A 14,252-nucleotide genomic window follows, 5' to 3' on the forward strand; every position below is an offset into this window, starting at 1 on the left:
TCACGTCCTCAGGTCTCGGTTGTCAGGGTCGTGCCATGTTACAGGTATGAGGCTGCTCGGCCTGCTGGGGCGCGAGCTGGCGGATGACACGGAAACCGTATCCCGAGCCTTCCACATCGAACTTCACCCCGGGAGCCCCCTGGCGGTCCATCACCGCCACGGCCAGGGTCTGCTGGAACTGGTGGTCGGCGCCACGCATGCGACCGGTCTGCCCCGCCAGCTTCACCTCCACCTTCTCCAGCTGGGCGGCAATGGCGGCGGCCTCGACACTGCCGGCGCGCTCGATGGCCTGGGCCAGCGCCTCGATCATGAGCTGCATCCGCATGTGGACGTAGTCGTCGGCGGGGTTGGGAAAGCGCTGGCGGAAGGACTGGTAGAAGGCTTCGGATTCGCGGGTGGGAACGTTCGGAAACCAGTCGGCCACGGCAATCACCTTGCCGATGCCTGCGTCACCGATGGCGGCAGGTGCGCCGAGGGCGTTGCCGTAGAAGGTGTAGAAGGTACCTTCGAAGCCCACTTCGCGGGCCGCCTTGACCAGCAGTGTCAGGTCATTGCCCCAGTTGCCGGTGAGCACGGCCTGTGCGCCGCTGGCCTTGATCTTGGCGGCGTAGGGGGCGAAATCCTTGATGCGGGCCATGGGATGAAGTTCGTCACCGACGATCCTGACATCGGGCCGGCGGGCGGCCAGCTGGGCCCGCGCCTCACGCAGCACGGCCTGACCGAAGCTGTAGTCCTGACCGATGAGGTAAACGTTGCGAAGGTCCTTGTCTTCGCCGATCACGCTCATGAGCGCGGTCATGCGCATGTTGGCATGGGCATCGAAGCGGAAGTGCCAGTAGCTGCACTTCTCGTTCGTGAGGATGGGGTCGACCGCCGAGTAGTTGAGGAACAGCACCTGCCGCGACGGGTCCCGCTCGTTGTGCTTGTTCAGCGCATCGATGAGACCGGCAGCGGCCGCCGAGGAATTGCCCTGCGTGATGATGCGGATGTCCTTGTCGATGGCCGCACGCAACCCGGACAAGGCCTCTTCGGTCTGTCCCTTGCTGTCGAACCGGTCGATGACCAGGGGGCGGTTGCCGCCGGGTAACCGCACGCCACCGCGGGCATTGACCCGCTCCGTGGCCCAGACCAGGTTGCGGAAGACCGCCTCCCCTGTGTTGGCGAATGGGCCGGACAGACCCTCGATCATGGCGATGCGGATCGGGGTTCCCTGGGGCGCGGCGGGCTGGGCATGGGCCAGGCCCGTGGCAGCGAGTCCGATGGCGCAGGCAAGCAGCGCACGGCGTGCGCGTGAGAAGGTGGATGAGGTCATGGATGCGATCTCCGGAAAACAGGCTCGCCGGCGCGGTGGCACCGGCTCGGGAATCACCCGGACCTGTCGCCCGGGTGAAGGTGGCGCGCAGTGTAATTCATAATTACGATGACTACCCCACCCCGTTTTCAGACAGTGCCGGCGGACAGTTCGGCCAGTGGCCAGCGGGGGCGCACGTCGAAACGGTAGGCAGGCTGGCGCAGACTTTCGGCGGCCAGCCCCGCCTGCACCCGAAGTCCCGCGGCCAGCGCAATCATGGCGCCGTTGTCGGTGCACAGGTGCAGTTCCGGATAGTGCACCCGCACGCCCCGACGCGCGCATGCCGCGTTGAGCTGCTCCCGTAGGCGCGCATTGGCGCCCACGCCCCCGGCGACCACCAGCCGGCGCAGGCCGGTTTGGTCAATGGCCGACAAGGACTTCCTGACCAGCACTTCGACGATCGCGGCCTGAACGCTGGCCGCCACATCGGCCTTCTGGCCAAGGGTCAGCGGATCGGCCAGATGCAGGGTGGCCGGACCCTCCGGGCGGGCATGGGCCAGCTTCTTGACCTGCGTGAGCACCGCGGTTTTCAGGCCTGCGAAGGAAAAGTCCAGGTCACCGCTGTGCATCAGCGGTCGCGGGAAACGATAGGCCTGCGGATCGCCTTCCTGCGCCAGTCGCGAGAGTGCCGGTCCCCCCGGATAGTCCAGGCCCAGCAGCTTGGCGGACTTGTCAAAGGCCTCGCCTGCCGCATCGTCGATGGTTTCCCCGAGCAGCTCGTAGCGCCCTACCCCGTCGACCCGCATGAGCTGTGTGTGTCCGCCCGACACCAGGAGGGCCACGAAGGGAAACTCCGGCGGGTCGGTGCTGAGGAACGGCGACAGCAGGTGGCCTTCGAGGTGATGAATGCCGATGACCGGCTTGTCCAGGGCCATGGCCAGTGCGCAGGCCACCCCGGAGCCCACCAGCAGCGCCCCGGCCAGGCCCGGGCCGCGCGTATAGGCCACGGCATCGACGGCGGACAGGTCCAAGCCCGCCTGTGCCATGACCTCGTCGGTCAGGGGAAGCACCCGCCGGATGTGGTCCCGGCTGGCGAGTTCGGGCACCACGCCACCATAGGCTTGGTGCATGGCAATCTGGCTGTGCAGCGCATGACCGAGCAGGCGTGGAGTGGCATGGCCGCTGGCATCGACCAGCGCCACACCGGTTTCGTCGCAGGAGGATTCAAAGCCCAGGATCAGCATGGCCCGAAGTGTACGTGGCGGGCCAAGACCCTGCCCGGCTCAGCTCAGGGGATGCCGCGCCAGCCTGGCCGGATCGGGGATGGTGATTTCGCGCTTGTCGATCACGATCAGTCCCTGGCTCTCCAGCTCATGCAGAACACGCGAAAAGTACTCCGGCGTCATGGACAGACGGGACGCAATCGCGGCCTTGCTGACCGGCAGGACCACGCTGGCGGCCTCGGCCGCTCCTTCCCGGGCGTCTTCGGGCAGATCGCGCAACAAATAGCCGATCACGCGCTCCATGCCGCTGTGAAGGGCGTAGGCCTGCACGTCATTGACGAGGCCGTGCAGGCGGCGTGACAGGCCGGCCAGCATGCGCATGCAGAAGCGCGGGTCGCGCTCGGCCTCGCGCATGACCGCGTCCCGGGAGACGCTCAGCAGCAGGGTGTCGGTCAGGGCCTGGGCGCCGATGATGTAGGGGCGCTCCAGGAACATCAGGGCCTCGGCGAAGCTGTTGCCTGGCCCGATGATCTCGATGATCTTTTCCTGCCCTTGGGGCGAAATGGCAAACAGCTTGACCTGCCCACTGACAGTGACGTGGAACTCGGTGCAGGGTTCCCCGATGCGGAACACATCCTCGCCCCGGGCCAGTCGGCGCAGGCGCGAGCCTTCGGCCAGACGCTGAAGCTCGGGCTTCTGCATCTCCTGGAAGAGGGGCAGGAGTGACAGGTAGCGGGGAAGATCGAACTGGGACAGATCCATGGGAGCCTGCGGTGAGCCGGAAACACCGCGACTCTAACCGTTTTGCCACATGCGCTCTGCATCAATTCAGGGCAGCGCGCATGAAACGCGCATGAATGGCCGCCAGGCGGTGCACCAGATCCTGCGGGCGGTGCACCATCACATAGCCGTTCTGCCCGAACAGCATGGGCAGATAGTCATGCGCCTGGTCGTCGATGGTGATGCACAGCGGCGTGAGTCCGGCTGCCCGTGCGGCCTGGACGGCATGGCGAGTGTCTTCCAGTCCGTAGCGACCTTCGTAGATGTCAAGATCATTGGGCTTGCCATCGGTCAGGATGAGCAGCAGGCGCTGGCGTTCGGGCCGGGTCTGCAGCCGCCGCGTGGCCAGCCGGATAGCAGCGCCCATGCGGGTGTAGTAGCCCGGTTTGATGGCACCGACACGGTCGCGTGTGACGGCACCCCATGCCTCGTCGAAGCCTTTGAGGTGGTGCATGCGCACGTTCTGGCGCCGCACCGATGAAAACCCCAGCATGGCAAACGGGTCGCCACTGGCATGCATGGCCTCGCCGAACACGTACAGCGCGTCACGGATCACGTCGATGACACGGGCATCCGGGGTGGCGTAGGCATCCGTGGACAGGGAGAGATCGGCCAGCAGGAGGGTCGCCAGGCTGCGCTCGGACTGCACCTGCCGCAGGAACACGGGCGGGCTTTCGGAGCGGCCCGCCTGTCTCGACGCCCGGCCTTCGACCTGGTAGCGCACGTAAGCATCCAGGTCAATGTCGTCACCATCGGTCTGGGCGCGCAGGCGGCCCCGGCCTGCGCGCAGGATTTCCAGCCGACGCCGCACCCGGCGGGCCGTGCTGCGCAATGCCACGGGCGGTACAAAGGGCTGTGCCGGCACCGCTACCAGCGTTTGCGCCGAGCAGTGTCCCGGCAAGAGCGTCTGCTTGCGCCAGTCCCACTCGGGCAGCACTTCGCCCGGACCCAGAGGGCGGTCATCGGCGGCCGCGCTGGGCAGGTCCAGGTCGAACTTCACCCGGGATGCGGTGGTCTGGCCATCGGGAGCGATGGCTAGCACGTCCATGTCGTCGGCAACGCGTGACGCATCGCTGTCCGCATCGTCATCACTGGCGCGGTTGACCTTGATGAACTCCCCCCATGACAGGATGGACTCGGCCCGGAAGAACATCATCAGGGGTGCGCGGTCGCGTTCGTCGGTGACCGTCTCGGCACGGCGCCGCCTCCGGCTGTCTGCCGGCGCCCTGGTCTGGCCAGCTTCGGGTTCATCGGAATCGCTGTCCGGGCGGGACACCGCAGGCGCAGCTGCTGCCCGGACATCCAGCCAGAGCCAGACCGGTGCCACGTCCTGCGGGGTCAAGGCAGAATGCCCCCCCGGCAGCTGGCCGTGGAGGGCTTGCCTGACCAGACGCTCGGCCTGTGCCTGGGCGCCACGCAATCGCCCGGGATCGGGCCGTTGGCTCAGGTGGGCCAGAACCAGTTCGCGATGGCGTGACACCAGCCCGGGGAAACGCTGCAAGGCCACGGCGGTGGCCCTCAGGTTGTCACCCACCCAGTCTCCGGTGGATTCATGACTGGCGGCCAGGGCGGCCAGCCAGAGATAGAGCGCGCGGTTGAGGGCAAGGTCATCGAACACCGCCAGCGTGGGCGGCAGGGAGAGCACCTCGGGCTCCAGACGACCGATGGCGGCATGGGTGCCACTGCCTGCGATGCGCTGCAGCCAGTCGCGCGGACCGCCGGTGCGCGTATCAGACGCAGGCGCGACGCGGACCGCCGCCGCGCCGCCCGCCGCACGAAACAGCATGCCGATGGCCCGCTGCATCTCGTCCAGCTGAACCGCGGCGTGCGCCTGTTCGCGACTGGCAGCACGGGCGATGAACCGGTGCCATTGCTTGCCGACCCATTCTTCCATCAGGAACTCGCTTTCTGCCCAGCCTGGGCGGCCTGCTCGGCCTTGCGTTGTCTCAGGGTTTCGCGCACCGCATCGGCGCCAATGCGCCATTCGAGCAGTGGCTCACGCCCTTGCGCGGTCTGCGTCTCTTCGCAGGCATCGAGACACTGTCCGCACTGGACGCAGGAGAACATCATGCGTTTGATGTTGCGGGGATGCAGGCGCATGGGGCACCCGTTGTCACAGGCGCTGCCTTGTGGATGGGCTGCCGTGCTGCAAGTGCGGCAATCCCTGGCCTGCTCGCGCCGGAAGGCCACCACCATGCCCTTGGGGTTGGCCATCCAGACCAGGCTCTGGAACAGGCCCACTGCACAGCCAAAGCGACAGAACAGGTGACGCGCGAACGCGAATTCCAGCGTGAAGATCAAGGAACCGGCTATCAGGAACCGGGCCTGGTTGGGCGTGAGCGTGCCATGGATGAGTCCGCCCCAGATCGACGCTGGGGGCAGCAGGTAGGTCAGCAGCGTGATGGCCCACAGAAAGCCGAACACCGTGCACAGACCGAAGAACACCGGCCACCAGCGGGCCGAGGGCTGTATGCCGGTACGCCGGGTACGGTGCCTGTCCCACAGGCTGAGCTTGCCGCAGGCCCGCTGCAGCACACCGTTGAGGGTCTCGACCAGGGTGAAGTGCGGGCAAAGCCAGCCGCAATAGAGACGCCCGTAGCGCCAGGCCACCCCGAGAAAGACGCCGATGATCACGATGGCGGGCAGGAAGGCCCGGAGAATGATCTGCAGGGCCGCCTGGTTGGCGGTGATTTCGCCGGCCCGGAAGGCGTCGATACCCAGTGACCAGCGCTGCCCCAGAAACCACAGCTGGGCCTCTGTCAGGTCGAAGCGCAGCAGGTTCAGGGCCGGTGCCAGCAGGAACAGGGCGAAGAATCCGAGCTGAAAGAGAAGGCGGCGGCGCTGCATGGTGTGACGTGATGAGGAGAGGCGCAGCGCCGCCGCTGCAAACGGATCAGGTGTCGGGTCCGATGACGGCCAGGACGACTTCGTTCAAAGCGATGGCGGTCTCGGCGTCGTCGGTCAGGGCATCCACGATGGCGGCCTGGCAAGCCTGCGTGAGTGTCAGGCCGCTGGCCACCAGGCGGGCCGCCATGACCAGCAGTCGGGTGCTGACGGTTTCCTCCAGGTCGTGGTCGGTCAGCCGGCGCAAGGCGGTGGCCAGATCGACCAGCCGACCGGCCAGCACCGCATCCACGCCCGCTTCGGCGCCGATGATGGCGCGCTCGACGGCCGCATCGGGGTAGCCGAAGGTCATGGCGATGAAGCGCTGGCGTGTGCTGGGCTTGAGGCTCTTGAGCAGGTTCTGGTAGCCCGGGTTGTAGCTGATGACCAGCATGAAACCGGGCGGTGCCACCAGCACTTCACCGGTGCGCTCAATGGGCAGCACACGGCGATCGTCGGCCAGCGGGTGCAGCACGACGGTCGTGTCCTTGCGGGCCTCCACCACCTCGTCCAGGTAGCAGATGGCACCGGTGCGCACGGCGCGTGCCAGCGGGCCATCGGTCCAGACGGTGCCCTGCTCGCCGATCAGGTGCCTGCCGACCAGGTCGGCCGCACTCAGGTCGTCGTGGCAGCTGACGGTGATCAGCGGGCGACCCAGGCGCGCGGCCATGTGCTCCACGAAGCGCGTCTTGCCACAGCCGGTGGGACCTTTGATCAGAACCGGCAGGCGCTGGGCGAAGGCGTGCTCGAAGAGCGCGACCTCACCCGCCTGCGGTGCATAGAAGGGTACCTGCTTGAGGTGCTCGATCTCGCTGTGATCCATGCTGGTCACCCGGGATCAGGCCCGCTGCGCCGGCTGCGTGCCGAGCATGCCACCGCGACCGCTGGTCACGGTGTCGTTGCGCAGATGCTCGCCACCGACGAAGAAGCTCGCGAAATACATCAACTGGCCGATGAGGAAAACCACGCCTCCGGCAATACGGATCCAGTAGAAGAACGCCAGCTGGTCCTGCGTGGCCATGAAACCCATGGCGCCGTCGGTCGGGATGCGCTGCAGCCAGACCTGCAGAATACCAGCGCCGGTCAGTGCCAGCACCATCACCGACATGCCGATGGTCATGACCCAGAAGCTCCACATCTCATAGGCCTGGGCCTTCTGGCTGTTGGCGATGCGGCCGCGCAGCGTGGGCATGGCATAGCTGATCAGCGTGATGACCACCAGCACATAGGCGCCGTAGAACGCCAGGTGGCCGTGAGCCGCGGTGATCTGGGATCCGTGGGTGTAGTAGTTGACCGGGCTGAGCGTGTGGATGAAACCCCACAGGCCGGCGCCCAGGAAACCCATGACCGAGGTGCCGACGGCCCACAGCACGGCGGCCTGGTTGGGGTGGTCACGGCGGCGGCGCTGCACCATGTTGAAGGCGAACACCGTCATCATGAAGAAGGGGATGGGCTCCATGGCCGAGAAGATCGAGCCGATCCACTGCCAGTAGCCGGGCAGGCCGATGAAGAAGAAGTGGTGGCCCGTGCCGAGAATGCCGGTCATCAGCGCGAAGGCGATGATCACGTACAGCCACTTGTCGATCACTTCACGGTCCACCCCGGTGGTCTTGACCAGCACGTAGGCCAGCAGCGCGCCCAGGATCAGTTCCCACACGCCTTCCACCCACAGGTGGACGACGAACCACCAGTACATCTTGTCGCGCACGAGGTTGTGCGGGTTGACGAAGCTGAACAGGAAGAACAGGGCCAGACCCCACAGGCCCATCAACAACACCACCGAAATGGCGGTCTTGCGGCCCTTGAGCACCGTCATGCTGATGTTGAACAGGAAGCCCAGGGCCACGATGACGATGCCGATCTTGGTCGGCAGCGGCTGTTCGAGGAACTCGCGACCCATGGTCTCAAGCAACTGGTTGCCCGTCAGCTCCGCCAGTTTGGCGTAGGGCACCGTGAGGTAGCCGACGATGGTCAGCGCACCGGCCACCAGGAAAACCCAGAACAGCACCTTGGCAAGCAAGGGGCTGTAGAGCTCGGTTTCGGACTCCTCGGGCACCATGTAGTAGGCCGCGCCCATGAAGCCGAACAGCAGCCAGACGATCAGCAGGTTGGTGTGGACCATGCGGGCCACGTTGAAGGGGATGTAGGGGAAGAAAAGGTCCCCGATCACGTACTGCAGGCCCAGCGTGATGCCGAAGATCACCTGCCCGGCAAACAGCGCCATGGCCGCGATGAAGTACAGCTTGGAGACCGACTGGCTCTGGTATTTGAGTGTTGCAATGGTCATGTGGGTTCTCCGGTCAGCCTTCGATGTTGGGCGGCCACTGCTCGGTGTTGATCTCGCCGGTCCACTTGAGGAACTCGACCAGGTCATTGAGCTGCTGCTCGTTCAGGTTGAACTGCGGCATCTGGCGGCGGTGCGGTGCGCCGGTGGGCTGTGCCTGCATCCAGGCCTTGATGAAGTCACCGCCACGGCGCTTGTAGACGTTGCCAAGCTCGGGCGCGAAATAGGCGCCCTCGCCCAGCAGCGTGTGGCAGCCGATGCAGTTGCGTGTCTCCCAGATCTTCTTGCCTGCAATGACGCTGGGCGTGATGGCCTGCGCGTTGGAGCGCTCGGGTATTCGACTCTCCGTGTCGAAGACGATGACGGCGAACAGCAATGCAAAGAACATGCTGCCTCCGTAGAACATGTTGCGGGCCATCTGCTTGGTGAACCCGCTCTGGTGTTGGCTCATGGAACCCTCCATCGGTTTACGATGGGGTGAATCCTCCTTTTTTTGTCGGGAATGCTCCTTGAACCAGTTCAAGGAAGTCGCACGCCATGCGGGCGATGCTCAGCTCCGATGTTTGTTCACCACAGAAGGCGCTGCCCATGTCATCCGAGCCCACCCCTGACGATCTGCCCGCACGGGCCCTGGCCGCGCTGGCCGATGTGCAAGACCCGGAAATGGGCGAGAGCCTGGGTGACCTGGGCGTGATCGGTGGCATTGAACTCGACGGATCCGTGCTCAGGGTGACCCTGATCCCGACCAGCGCCACCTGTCCGATGGCCGATGTCATGCTGGACGACGCGGAGGCGGCCCTGCAGAAGATCTGCCCGCCGGGCATCCGCGCCGAAGCGGTGATGGACTGGGACACGGCATGGTCACCCGAGCGCATGGCCCCCGAACTGCGGGAGCGGTTCGGATGGTGAGTACCCAACGCACACGGCGCAACGAGCCCCCTGCCCTGCCCCGACCGGCACTGGCGGTGGTGGCGCTGATGGCGATCCTCAATCTGCTGGGTGCCGTGGGCGGTGCGCTGGCGCGTCTGGGCGCCTTGCCCACCGCCGCGTTGGGCCCGACCGGACCGGATGCGCTCATGGCCCACGGGGCCTTGCTGATGGCCGGCTTTTTCGGCACCCTGATTGCCTTGGAGCGGGCAGTCGCCCTGCACCGGGGATTGTGGGTGCCGGCGCTCGCTGGGCTGGGCGGCCTGTCGGGGTGGCTGCTGGGAGCATGGCCGGTGGCCAGTGCCCTCTGGGTGGCCTCAGCCGCGGGGCTTCTGGGGCTGTATGGCTGGGCTGGCTGGCGGCGCGCCATGTCACTGCCACTGGCGGTGGAAGCCTCCGGTGCCTTGGCCTTGCTGGCCGCCAACGCGGGTTTCTGGCTGGGCCAGGCCGATCTGTCACGGCTGGGCTGGAGCGCCTTTCTGGTACTGACGATTGCGGGAGAACGCCGGGAACTGACCCGCATGGTCAGGCTGCCCCCGGGCGCGGGTGCGGTCTTCGTGGTGGTGTGGGCTGGGGTGGCGCTGTCGGTGGCGCTGGCCACCTGGGCATCGACACTGGCCTTCGGCCTGTGGTGGGTATCGATGGCAGCGCTGGCCCTCTGGCTGCTGCGCTTCGATGTGGCCTTGCGGCAGTGGCAGGCCAAGGGATGGGCGGGCCACACGGCCATCTGCCTGAGCGTGGGTTACGTCTGGCTGGCACTGGGCGCCGCCCTGGGGCTGGCGGGGCAGATCGTGGCCTGGCACCTGGTGTGGCTGGGCTTTGTGATGGCCATGGTGTTCGGCCATGCCCCCATCATGATGCCGGCGCTGGCTGGCTGGCGACCTGTCCACACCCGTTGGGCCCTGGCACCCCTGGCCGTCCTGGGGCTGAGCCTGGTGTTGCGCGTGGTCGGCACCTTGACGGCTGATGGTGCGCTGATGGCGCTGGCGGGCACAGGACACGCGCTGGCCTTCGTCTTCTTCGGGGCGGTGATGATCCGTGCCGTGCGAAGGGGAATGGTCAGCCGGCCTTCATCCCGTTGACACCAGGCTGGCCAACGCCACTACCCCCAACACCACCATCAGCCATCCCATGACCGCGCGCCGCCAGATGGCCGGCGCGTGGCGCAGCTCCATGTAGTCGAGCGCAATCATGGCGCCCTTGATTCCCGACAGGCCAAGAACCGCCAGCGTGGCGAGCGTGCCCAGGTGCTGGCCTTGCAGGGCAGCGCCCTCCCCCAGCCACCCACTGGCCAGGGTGGCCAGTGCGAGCAGGGCGAAGATCAGGTCCTCCCGTTTCAATCGCATGCGAAGTCCTTTCAGCGGATGACGTAGACGAGTGGAAAGAGCACCATCCACAGCAGATCCACCATGTGCCAGAACACGGCGCCCGAGGTCGGTCCCATGTGGTCGGACTGGCTGTAGGCACCCTGTCGGGCCTTGTGCCAGAGCACGGCAAACACGATGGCACCTACCAGCACGTGCAGGTAGTGAAAGCCGGTGAGCAGGGTGTAGAGCAGCGTGAAGGTGTTGGTGGCCCAGTCGAATCCCGCCTGCACCTTGCCGAGGAACTCATGCGACTTGACCACCAGAAAACCCACGGCACCCGCCAGCGCCGCCAGCAGCCAACGGCCTCCGCTGGCACGGTGGTCCGCCTCGAACGATCGCACGGCGCGAACAGCCGCCCAGCTGCCCGCCACCAGCAGCAGCGTGTTGAGCACACCGGTCGACAGGCTGAGCTCAGCCTGTCCCTGTGCAAACATCCCGGGCTGCAGCCGACGTGCCACGGCAAAGGAAGCAAACAGCAGGCCGAAGGTCAGCAACTCGGCCAGCACCAGCAGCCAGACCATGCCGTCGCCGGCCAGGCGGGGCTCGGGTGCCTCCGAAGCACGTGCCCCATCCAGGGCAGCCGTGGAACCGGCTTCGCCGGGCCACTGGCTGCGTCCCCCTCCCGCAGGAGAGGGGGAAGACGCGCAGCGTCGCAGGTGGTTCAATGTGAAGTTCCCTCGGAACGCGTGATCTTGTTCCAGACGTTGTACTTGCCCACCGGCTTGCTCATCGGCAGGCGCCTGACTTCCTTGAAGGTCGCGGCGTCGTACACGATGAGGGCGCCATCCATTTCCCACACGCTCGCCAATGCATATCGGCCGTCCTTGGTGAACTCGATATGGGCCAAGGTCTTGCCCGGCTCACGGACCGTGGCCACCGGCTTGAGCGTGGCCTTGTCGATGATGGTCATGGTGTCCCTGGCCTTGGGGCTCATCATCGAGTCGGTCCAGGCATAGGGGGTGTTCTCGTGGCTACGCATGAAGAAACCCGGTCCGGGGGTGGGCACGGTACCCACCGGCTCCCAGGTCTTCATGTCGATCACGTCAATGGCGCCATCCTTGAGATTGGGCGAAGCCAGGACGGTGGAGTCCTTCCACGCAAACGTGATGCCCGACCCCAGGTGCGGCATACCGGCAATGGGCAGGTCGGCGATCTTGCGTCGCACATCCAGATTGACCACCTGCGCGGTGGCGGCACCGTCGCCGGTTTTCGGCCGTGTGGCGCCGAGGGCGTGGCGGTAGCTCTGGTCGAAGAAGAAGTCGTCCAGCGGTTCGTCCAGGGGGGTCCGGCGCACGCCCAGAAAGCCCGGTTTGGCAATGGACTCACCCATCTTGTAGTCGTGCACCAGGCCGTCGTAGATGGGCTCGGCCTTGGGGCTGTAGGAGATCTCCCAGAGTTCGGGGATGTCCTTGAGGGCCACCACGAAACTCTGGCGCGGCGTGGCGTCGTAAACGGCCGAGACCCGCGATGTCTGTTTGCCGTCGAGCGTGGCGGCAGGGTAGGTCTTCTTCAGGTTCAGGTCGGCGTCGAACAGCACCACACTGTGCGGCAGGTAGTTGGCGGCCATGACCCACTGGCCGTCGCCACTCACGGCCACGTTGCGCATGTTCAGGCCGGCGCGCACCTCGGCCACCACGCGCAGGCGCCAGAGGTCGTACTTGGTGATCCAGCCATCGCGCGAGCCGAAGAACACGTAGCGGCCATCGGGCGTGAACTTGGGACCGCCGTGCAGGGCAAACCGGCTGGGGAAACGGGTGATGACTTCAAACTTGTCACCATCGAGCAGGCTGATGTGATGGTCACCGCCCTCGACCACCACGAACAGGTTCATCGGATCGGCGGTCCACAGAGGTTTTGCCGGGTCGGCGGCCGGTGCCGGGTGGAAGACGCGAGAGGCCCGGATGTCCTCATCCCCCCAGCGGGGGGTGGGCACCACCGGGGTGCGGATGAAAGCCGCCAGTGCCGACAGCTCGGTCGCCGACAACTGCTGCGCGAAACCAGGCATCTGGGTGGCCACGCGTCCATGGGTGATCACCTCCAGCACCTCTGCCGGGCGGATGCGGGTCAGGCTCTCGGGCAGCAGGGCCGGCCCCATGGCGCCCGTGCGCTGCTCGCCGTGGCACACCGCGCAATGCTGCCGGTACAGCGCCTTGGCATCGACGCCCTGTGCCCCGGCGATGTCCATGCCCATCCATACCAGACCGGCCACCAGACTGGCCCTGGCCACGTTGGCCAGGCGTTCTCTCCAGGGAGAATCAGGCGGCGTGCGCATACGGCACCTCCTTGATGAAGATCGGTGAAGACGACTGACGCACCGGCGTCAGGCCGCCAGCCAGGCCGATTTCCTCGTCGCTCAGGTAGCAGCCGGGATCCTCGGCCCAGGGGTTTCCGGTGAGTTGCTGGGCGCGGGTGCGGGTATTGCCTCCGCAGATGTCGAAGTGCCGGCACTGCCCGCAGCGACCCTGCACCGGGCGCGGATGCGCCTTAAGGCCAGCCATCAGCGGGTCGGAGGTGTCCGTCCAGATTTGCGAGAACGGGCGCTCACGCACGCTGCCCAGGCTGTGGTGCCACCACATGGTGTCAGGGTGGACCACACCCAGGTTGTCGATGTTCGCCACATTGACGCCGCTGGCATTACCGCCCCAGGCGACCAGGCGCTCGCGCAGCGTGGCGGCCCAGTGCGGGAAGCGTCGCTGCACCCAGCGCAGCAGATAGGGGCCGTCGGCATCGTTGTTGCCGGTGACGTATTCCTCGTCCAGGCCTTCCCAGGCGGCCATCCAGGCCCGGTCGTACAGACGGTCCAGCGCCTCGCGGGTGGACTGGAACTGGGCGTCCTTGCCGCGGTGGATGTTGCCGCGACCCGCATAGTTCAGGTGCGAGAAGTAGAACTTGTTGACGTGCTCACGCCGCATGAGTTGCAGCAGCGGGGCGAAGTCGTGTGCGTTCAGCGAGGTCATGGTGTAGCGCAGGCCCACCTTGACACCCCGATCGCGCAGCAGGCGGACCGCAGCCAGGCTTCGGTCGAACGCACCGTCCAGACGGCGGAACTTGTCGTGCGTCTCGCGCAGGCCGTCCAGGCTGATGCCCACATAGTCAAAGCCCAGGTCCGCGATGCGGTCGGCCATCTCGCGATCGATCAGCGTCCCGTTGGTCGAGAGCCCGGTGTAGAAGCCCATCAGCTTCGAGCGCTGCGCGATGTCGAAGATGTCAGGCCGCATGAGCGGCTCTCCGCCGGAGAGGATGAGCACCGGCACGCGAAAGGCCTTGAGGTCGTCCATCACCTCGACCACCTCGCGCCAGTTCAGTTCGCCCGCGTAGTCGTGGTCGGCCGAGAGGGCGTAGCAGTGTTTGCAGGTGAGGTTGCAGCGGCGGATCAGGTTCCAGATCACGACCGGACCAGGCGGTTTGCCCGTTCCGCGACGGCTGGCTACGGGCCACTGCCCGGTTTCTTCGGCTTGCGCGAGTTCGCGCATGAATTGACTGATGCGGAACATATG

General features: G+C 66.2%; 14 protein-coding genes. 2 read left to right on the forward strand and 12 right to left on the reverse strand.

The genetic code is table 11. From position 1 onward, the window contains the following. Positions 1-22: 22 nt before the first annotated feature. The 8 genes from ACFQNJ_RS06440 to ACFQNJ_RS06475 all read right to left on the reverse strand — a co-directional run bounded on the left by ACFQNJ_RS06440 (position 23) and on the right by ACFQNJ_RS06475 (position 8,912). Positions 23-1,312 (reverse strand): branched-chain amino acid ABC transporter substrate-binding protein, encoded by a 1,290-nt coding sequence (locus ACFQNJ_RS06440; protein ID WP_382255103.1) that lies wholly within the window; start codon positions 1,310-1,312, stop codon positions 23-25. A gap of 128 nt (positions 1,313-1,440) precedes the next feature. After that, positions 1,441-2,535 carry a tRNA (adenosine(37)-N6)-threonylcarbamoyltransferase complex transferase subunit TsaD gene (gene tsaD, locus ACFQNJ_RS06445; protein ID WP_382255105.1) on the reverse strand — a complete coding sequence of 365 codons (1,095 nt, stop codon included), beginning with the start codon at positions 2,533-2,535 and terminating at the stop codon, positions 1,441-1,443. Positions 2,536-2,574: 39 nt separating this feature from the next. After that, positions 2,575-3,276, reverse strand: coding sequence for a Crp/Fnr family transcriptional regulator (locus ACFQNJ_RS06450; protein WP_382255108.1), 702 nt, complete (start codon positions 3,274-3,276; stop codon positions 2,575-2,577). A gap of 61 nt (positions 3,277-3,337) precedes the next feature. Then, positions 3,338-5,188, reverse strand: coding sequence for a nitric oxide reductase activation protein NorD (locus ACFQNJ_RS06455; protein WP_382255111.1), 1,851 nt, complete (start codon positions 5,186-5,188; stop codon positions 3,338-3,340). Then, on the reverse strand, positions 5,188-6,141 hold the full coding sequence (locus ACFQNJ_RS06460; protein WP_382255114.1) for a 4Fe-4S binding protein: 954 nt from the start codon (positions 6,139-6,141) through the stop codon (positions 5,188-5,190). Before ACFQNJ_RS06460 ends, ACFQNJ_RS06455 begins: the two co-directional genes overlap by 1 nt. 46 nt (positions 6,142-6,187) lie before the next feature. Further along, a complete protein-coding gene (locus ACFQNJ_RS06465; RefSeq protein WP_374641537.1) occupies positions 6,188-7,000 on the reverse strand; it encodes a CbbQ/NirQ/NorQ/GpvN family protein in 813 nt (270 codons plus the stop codon). Positions 7,001-7,015: 15 nt separating this feature from the next. Continuing rightward, positions 7,016-8,464 (reverse strand): cbb3-type cytochrome c oxidase subunit I, encoded by a 1,449-nt coding sequence (locus ACFQNJ_RS06470; RefSeq protein WP_382255118.1) that lies wholly within the window; start codon positions 8,462-8,464, stop codon positions 7,016-7,018. A 13-nt stretch (positions 8,465-8,477) separates the two neighbouring features. Beyond that, positions 8,478-8,912, reverse strand: coding sequence for a c-type cytochrome (locus ACFQNJ_RS06475; protein WP_382255120.1), 435 nt, complete (start codon positions 8,910-8,912; stop codon positions 8,478-8,480). 137 nt (positions 8,913-9,049) lie between these two features. Between ACFQNJ_RS06475 and ACFQNJ_RS06480 the strand changes: the two genes are divergently transcribed. Both ACFQNJ_RS06480 and ACFQNJ_RS06485 read left to right on the forward strand, forming a co-directional pair. After that, positions 9,050-9,370 (forward strand): metal-sulfur cluster assembly factor, encoded by a 321-nt coding sequence (locus ACFQNJ_RS06480; protein WP_374641543.1) that lies wholly within the window; start codon positions 9,050-9,052, stop codon positions 9,368-9,370. After that, a complete protein-coding gene (locus ACFQNJ_RS06485; RefSeq protein WP_382255122.1) occupies positions 9,364-10,470 on the forward strand; it encodes a hypothetical protein in 1,107 nt (368 codons plus the stop codon). Before ACFQNJ_RS06480 ends, ACFQNJ_RS06485 begins: the two co-directional genes overlap by 7 nt. Here the strand turns inward: ACFQNJ_RS06485 and ACFQNJ_RS06490 are convergent. From ACFQNJ_RS06490 to nirJ, 4 genes are all read right to left on the reverse strand, one after another. Beyond that, positions 10,459-10,734, reverse strand: a complete 276-nt coding sequence (locus ACFQNJ_RS06490; protein WP_382255125.1) for a cytochrome C oxidase subunit IV family protein — start codon at positions 10,732-10,734, stop codon at positions 10,459-10,461. The two genes, ACFQNJ_RS06485 and ACFQNJ_RS06490, sit on opposite strands and share 12 nt — an antisense overlap. A gap of 11 nt (positions 10,735-10,745) precedes the next feature. Then, positions 10,746-11,420, reverse strand: a complete 675-nt coding sequence (locus tag ACFQNJ_RS06495; RefSeq protein ID WP_382255128.1) for a cytochrome c oxidase subunit 3 — start codon at positions 11,418-11,420, stop codon at positions 10,746-10,748. Continuing rightward, positions 11,417-12,946, reverse strand: coding sequence for a cytochrome D1 domain-containing protein (locus ACFQNJ_RS06500; RefSeq protein WP_382255391.1), 1,530 nt, complete (start codon positions 12,944-12,946; stop codon positions 11,417-11,419). Before ACFQNJ_RS06500 ends, ACFQNJ_RS06495 begins: the two co-directional genes overlap by 4 nt. 64 nt (positions 12,947-13,010) lie before the next feature. Then, positions 13,011-14,249, reverse strand: coding sequence for a heme d1 biosynthesis radical SAM protein NirJ (gene nirJ, locus ACFQNJ_RS06505; protein ID WP_382255131.1), 1,239 nt, complete (start codon positions 14,247-14,249; stop codon positions 13,011-13,013). Between the last annotated feature and the right edge of the window lie 3 nt (positions 14,250-14,252).

Origin of the sequence: Hydrogenophaga bisanensis (genome assembly GCF_042665135.1) — a bacterium.
Lineage (GTDB): Bacteria > Pseudomonadota > Gammaproteobacteria > Burkholderiales > Burkholderiaceae_C > Hydrogenophaga > Hydrogenophaga bisanensis.

Excerpts from the sequence above, each read along its gene's own strand:
- ACFQNJ_RS06480 (WP_374641543.1), top strand. The coding sequence starts at position 9,050 with ATGTCATCCGAGCCCACCCCTGACGATCTGCCCGCACGGGCCCTGGCC.
- ACFQNJ_RS06450 (WP_382255108.1), bottom strand. The coding sequence starts at position 3,276 with ATGGATCTGTCCCAGTTCGATCTTCCCCGCTACCTGTCACTCCTGCCC.
- ACFQNJ_RS06455 (WP_382255111.1), bottom strand. The coding sequence starts at position 5,188 with ATGGAAGAATGGGTCGGCAAGCAATGGCACCGGTTCATCGCCCGTGCT.
- ACFQNJ_RS06470 (WP_382255118.1), bottom strand. The coding sequence starts at position 8,464 with ATGACCATTGCAACACTCAAATACCAGAGCCAGTCGGTCTCCAAGCTG.
- ACFQNJ_RS06490 (WP_382255125.1), bottom strand. The coding sequence starts at position 10,734 with ATGCGATTGAAACGGGAGGACCTGATCTTCGCCCTGCTCGCACTGGCC.
- tsaD (WP_382255105.1), bottom strand. The coding sequence starts at position 2,535 with ATGCTGATCCTGGGCTTTGAATCCTCCTGCGACGAAACCGGTGTGGCG.
- ACFQNJ_RS06465 (WP_374641537.1), bottom strand. The coding sequence starts at position 7,000 with ATGGATCACAGCGAGATCGAGCACCTCAAGCAGGTACCCTTCTATGCA.
- ACFQNJ_RS06500 (WP_382255391.1), bottom strand. The coding sequence starts at position 12,946 with ATGGGCATGGACATCGCCGGGGCACAGGGCGTCGATGCCAAGGCGCTG.
- ACFQNJ_RS06475 (WP_382255120.1), bottom strand. The coding sequence starts at position 8,912 with ATGAGCCAACACCAGAGCGGGTTCACCAAGCAGATGGCCCGCAACATG.
- nirJ (WP_382255131.1), bottom strand. The coding sequence starts at position 14,249 with ATGTTCCGCATCAGTCAATTCATGCGCGAACTCGCGCAAGCCGAAGAA.
- ACFQNJ_RS06485 (WP_382255122.1), top strand. The coding sequence starts at position 9,364 with ATGGTGAGTACCCAACGCACACGGCGCAACGAGCCCCCTGCCCTGCCC.
- ACFQNJ_RS06440 (WP_382255103.1), bottom strand. The coding sequence starts at position 1,312 with ATGACCTCATCCACCTTCTCACGCGCACGCCGTGCGCTGCTTGCCTGC.
- ACFQNJ_RS06460 (WP_382255114.1), bottom strand. The coding sequence starts at position 6,141 with ATGCAGCGCCGCCGCCTTCTCTTTCAGCTCGGATTCTTCGCCCTGTTC.